6 protein-coding genes are annotated in these 4,627 nt (G+C 68.7%); 3 read left to right on the top strand and 3 right to left on the bottom strand.

The genetic code is table 11. The features are described from left to right. From VOI19_RS14790 to VOI19_RS14780, 3 genes are all read right to left on the bottom strand, one after another. On the bottom strand, positions 1 to 930 hold a 930-nt coding region (locus tag VOI19_RS14790), incomplete at its 3' end, for a Na+/H+ antiporter NhaC family protein (RefSeq protein ID WP_323793729.1). A 60-nt stretch (positions 931 to 990) separates the two neighbouring features. Beyond that, positions 991 to 1,284 (bottom strand): hypothetical protein, encoded by a 294-nt coding sequence (locus tag VOI19_RS14785; RefSeq protein ID WP_323793728.1) that lies wholly within the window; start codon positions 1,282 to 1,284, stop codon positions 991 to 993. 19 nt (positions 1,285 to 1,303) lie between these two features. Continuing rightward, a complete protein-coding gene (locus VOI19_RS14780) occupies positions 1,304 to 2,065 on the bottom strand; it encodes a maleylpyruvate isomerase N-terminal domain-containing protein (protein WP_323793727.1) in 762 nt (253 codons plus the stop codon). A gap of 38 nt (positions 2,066 to 2,103) precedes the next feature. On the opposite strand from VOI19_RS14780, the gene trpS reads away from it, so the two are divergent. The 3 genes from trpS to VOI19_RS14765 form a co-directional block, all read left to right on the top strand. Then, positions 2,104 to 3,180 carry a tryptophan--tRNA ligase gene (gene trpS / locus VOI19_RS14775; RefSeq protein ID WP_323793726.1) on the top strand — a complete coding sequence of 359 codons (1,077 nt, stop codon included), beginning with the start codon at positions 2,104 to 2,106 and terminating at the stop codon, positions 3,178 to 3,180. A gap of 9 nt (positions 3,181 to 3,189) precedes the next feature. Then, positions 3,190 to 3,714: a 2'-5' RNA ligase family protein gene (locus VOI19_RS14770; RefSeq protein WP_323793725.1), complete on the top strand. Its 525-nt coding sequence runs from the start codon at positions 3,190 to 3,192 to the stop codon at positions 3,712 to 3,714. 7 nt (positions 3,715 to 3,721) lie between these two features. Further along, positions 3,722 to 4,627, top strand: a 906-nt coding sequence (locus VOI19_RS14765; protein WP_323793724.1) for a YihY/virulence factor BrkB family protein, incomplete at its 3' end; no start/stop codon positions are given.

Below are 4,627 nucleotides of genomic sequence, written 5' to 3'. Positions count from 1 at the left end.
GCCGCCGACGATGAGGGCGAAGGTCACGTCGGTCGCGCCGAGGATGTCGACGACCGACCACGAGCCGGCCGAGCGCTGGCCCGTCCAGACGATGCCGGCGAAGACACCGACGACGAGAAGGACGAACGGCATGATGAGCGCCCGCTTGGCGCCGGGGCGGTGCACCGGGAGATCGGCCGAGAGCTGACCGGGGATCTCCTCGGAGCTGTCGAACGTCTCTCCCTCGAGGATGGCGCGCTTCTCCTCGGCACGCATCGGACCGAGGTCGAGCGAGCGGAACGCGACGACCGCGACCAGGAGCAGCGCGGCGAAGGCGTAGAAGTTGGCGCCCGCCGCTTGCATGAACGCACCCACGTCGGAGATCTGCAGCGTCGAGCCCTCGACCTCGATCGCGATCAACCCGAGGATGAAGGCACCCCAGCTGGAGAAAGGCACCAGCACGGCGACCGGCGCGGAGGTCGAGTCGACGAGGTAGGCGAGCTTGGCGCGCGAGACCTTGTGCACGTCGGTCACGGGTCGGCTGACCTGCCCGACGGCCAAGGCGTTGAAGTAGTCGTCGACGAAGATCGCCATGCCGAGCGCGGCCGGCAGGATCGTCGCGCCGCGGCGGGTCTTGATGCGCTCCTGCGCCCAGTCGGCGAACGCGCGCGTGCCACCCGACATCATGATGAAGGCCGTGATCACGCCGAGCATCAGCGTGAAGATGAGGATGTAGACCTTGGTCGTGTTGACCCCACCGTCCATCCAGAAGAGGTCGGTGAAGGCCCCCACCACCTGCTTGACGGTGCCCCACGGTGAGAACTCCTCGATGAGGAGCGCGGCCGCGAGGACGCCGAGGCCGAGGCTGAGGAGCACCTTGCGCGTGGCCACGACCAGGCTGATGGCGACCAGCGGTGGGACGAGCGTGAGGATCGGGTAGCTGTCGACCATCGAGAGGCTCCTTTGCCGAGGTGGGTGACGATCCTAGACCGTCTCCCGAGCGAGTAGACGTCAGACGTTGGTGACGAGGTAGACCAAGCCGGCCATCGTGCTGAGCAGGCCCAGCAGCACCGCCGCTCCGCCCAAGGACTTGGCCCACGAGACCTCGGTCGAGCGGGTCGCCTGGAAGGCAACCGCAGTCGCGACGACCGGCACGAGCAGCAGCAGGACGCGGCCGCCGACGGACTCGAACGGCACGATGCGCGATCGGTAGATGAGGGCCTCGACGCCGGTCCAGGCTCCCAGCACGAGGAAAGCGATGAACGTGAACGAGGCGATGATCCGAGACTCGGCGGTGAAGTTCATGACGGGAGGGTACGACGACTCAGACGCTCATCTGCTCCCACAGCGCCAGCCCGTCGCCCGTGGCCTCGTCGCCGCGGTGCCACAGCGCCAGGTAGAGCGCGACGGCCGGTCCCTCGATCATCAGGTCCGCGTGGTCGGCCTCGGCGGCACCCTCGTGGCGTACGACGACCGGCGGCTCCTCGCTGACCCGCACCGTCCACGAGTACGCCGCATCGGGCGTGCGGATCGCGATCGTCACCGGGTCGGCGCCCGGCGCGCTCCGCAGCGGCGAGATCTCGCGCTGCACGAAGCCCATCAGCAGCTCGTCGATCCCGTCGAGGGCGGCGTCGATCCCGATCCAGGTCTCCTCGGCGCGGGGGAGGCGTCCCAGCTCGGCTGCGAGGGCGTCGACGCCGTGCACCGCGGTCTCGTGGTGCTGGCGTCGCGCCCAGAACAGGCGCGGCGGGGGAGCGTCGGGCAGGAACACCATCACGTCGGCATCCTCCGGAGTGGCGACGAGCGTCGTGACCAGCTCGATGGCTCCGTCGCGCAGCCACTCGACGGGATCGGAGTGACTGCGTCCGGCCTTCTCGACGGCGTCCTTGTCGATCCGCTCGCCACGGAGCACGGCGCTGGTCCAGCGGTGGACCCGCCCCTGATGGCCGATCAGGCGTCGGATCGTCCACTCCGGACAGGACGGGATCGCCACGTCCAGCCCGGCGGCGCTCGCGTGACGCGACATCATCAGGGTGGCTTCGTGGAGCCCGGCGAGGTGCTGCTGGAAGGTCAGGTGGGTGGGCACGTCCCGATCCTCGCAGCCCATCGGGAAGAATGCCCACCATGCCTGCGACCACCGAGCCCGAGGTCAGCGTCCCCACGGTGACCGGCGGGGGAGCCCGCCCCCGGGTGCTCTCCGGTATCCAGCCGACCGCCGACTCCTTCCACTTCGGCAACTACCTCGGTGCGCTGCGGCAGTGGGTCGACCTCCAGCGCGACCACCAGCCCTTCTTCTTCATCGCCGACCTGCACGCGATCACCGTCGAGCAGGATCCCAAGGTGCTGCGCGAGCGCACCCTGCGCGCGGCCGCCCAGCTGCTCGCGATGGGCATCGACCCGGCTCGCTCGGCGATCTTCATCCAGAGCCAGGTCCCCGAGCACGCCCAGCTGTCGTGGGTGCTCCAGTGCCTGACCGGCTTCGGCGAGGCCCGTCGGATGACGCAGTTCAAGGACAAGTCGGCCAAGGGCGGCGAGGGTGCCGCCTCGGTCGGCCTCTTCACCTACCCGATCCTCCAGGCCGCCGACATCCTGCTCTACCGCCCGCACTACGTGCCGGTGGGCGAGGACCAGCGTCAGCACCTCGAGCTGACCCGCGACGTCGCGCAGCGCTTCAACCACCGCTACAAGAAGACCTTCCGGCTGCCCGAGCCCTACATCCTCAAGGCGACGGCGAAGATCGCCGACCTCCAGGACCCGACGGCGAAGATGTCCAAGTCGGCCTCCTCTCCGGCCGGCATCATCGAGATGCTCGACCAGCCGTCGGTCAGTGCCAAAAAGGTCCGCTCCGCGGTCACCGACTCCGAGGCCGAGATCCGCTTCGACCCCGAGGCCAAGCCCGGGATCTCCAACCTGCTCACCATCTTCTCCGCCCTCACCGGCACCGGCGTCCAGACGCTCGCCGAGGAGTACAGCGGCAAGGGGTACGGCGACCTCAAGGGCGACCTTGCGGACGCCGTGGTCACCTTCGTGACGCCGTTCCGCGAGAAGACCCTCGAGCTGCTCGACGACCAGGCCTACCTGACCCAGGTGCTCGCCGACGGGGCCCAGCAGGCTCGCTCGGTCGCCGAGGCGACCCTGCGCGACGTCTACCAGCGCGTGGGTTTCGTCGCCCCTTCTGCGATCCCCGGCACGTCCCGCTAGGTTGGAGGCATGCCGACGATCGGGGTAGCCGTCGCGATTCCGGAGCCCTGGGCCACCGAGCTGCAGGACTACCGGAAGGCCGTTGGCGACACCACGGCCGCGATGATCCCCACGCACATCACCCTGGTCCCCCCGACCGAGGTCGACGGCGAGCTCGCCGAGATCGAGGCGCACCTCGCGGAGGCGGCAGGCGAGGTCGAGCCGTTCTCGGTGCACCTGCGGGGCACGGGCACGTTCCGTCCCGTCTCTCCGGTCGTGTTCGTGACGCTGGCAGAGGGCATCAGCCAGTGCGAGCAGCTCGCCCACGCCGTACGACGGGGTCCGCTCGACGTCCCGCTCGACTTCCCCTACCACCCGCACGTCACCGTGGCTCACCACCTGGCAGACCCCCAGCTCGACCAGGCGTTCTCCGAGCTGGCCGACTTCGAGTGCGAGTTCGCCGTGGGGGAGTTCCACCTCTACGTGCACGACGACGACCTGGGTTGGCGCCCTACGCGCGACTTCGCGCTGGCCGCCGACCCGCAGAAGGACTGATCTCTCGATGGCCTCGGTCAAGGAACGACTCAGCGCGCTGCGCGAGCGCTTCCCCGTGCTCGACCACGTGCTGCTCATGCAGGAGCACTACGGCAAGGTGAAGGCCGGCCAGCAGGCCGGCGCGGTCACCTACTACGCCTTTCTGAGCTTCTTCCCGATCCTGGCCCTGTCGTTCTTCGTGGTCGGCATCGTCTCCGACGTCTATCCCGGTGCCCGCACCGACCTCGTCACCGCCATCGACTCGGTGCTGCCCAACATCGTCGGCGACGGGGAGGGCGAGATCTCCCTCGACTCGATCCGCAGCTTCTCCGGGCTCGCTGGGCTGGTCGGTCTCGCGGGTGTCCTCTACTCCGGGCTGGCGTGGATCTCGGCGTTGCGTGACGCGTTGCTGATCGTCTTCGAGATCCCGGTGCGTCAGCGGCCGTCGTTCGTCATCGGCAAGCTGCGCGACCTGATCACGCTCGCCATGATCGGCCTGATCCTGATCGTCGCGGTGGCGGTGGCCGGCTTCGTGAGCAGCTTCGCCACCGAGATCCTCGGTTACCTCGAGCTCGACGAGACGTTCAGCTGGCTGGTGAGGCTGATCGCGCTGAGTCTCGGACTCGCTGCCAACACCATCCTGTTCTACTCGATCTTCCGGGTGCTCACCGAGCCCGAGCCGCCGCACCGCTCCCTGTGGAAGGGCGCGCTCCTCGGCGCCGTCGGCTTCGAGGTGCTCAAGCAGATCTCGACTCTCCTGCTGGCCTCGACCAAGGACCAGCCCGCCTTCCAGGCCTTCGGGATCGCTCTCATCCTCGTGGTCTGGATCAACTACTTCTCGCGACTGCTGCTTTACTCCGCCACCTGGGCCTACACGACGCAGGAGAGCCGCGACTACCACGAGGCCATGGCGCCGGAGCCCGCGCCGGTCCAC

Origin of the sequence: Nocardioides sp., from assembly GCF_034670285.1 — a bacterium.
Taxonomy (GTDB): domain Bacteria; phylum Actinomycetota; class Actinomycetes; order Propionibacteriales; family Nocardioidaceae; genus Nocardioides.
The sequence above is the reverse complement of the archived record's forward strand: the minus strand, read 5'-3'. Positions and strand labels throughout refer to the sequence as shown.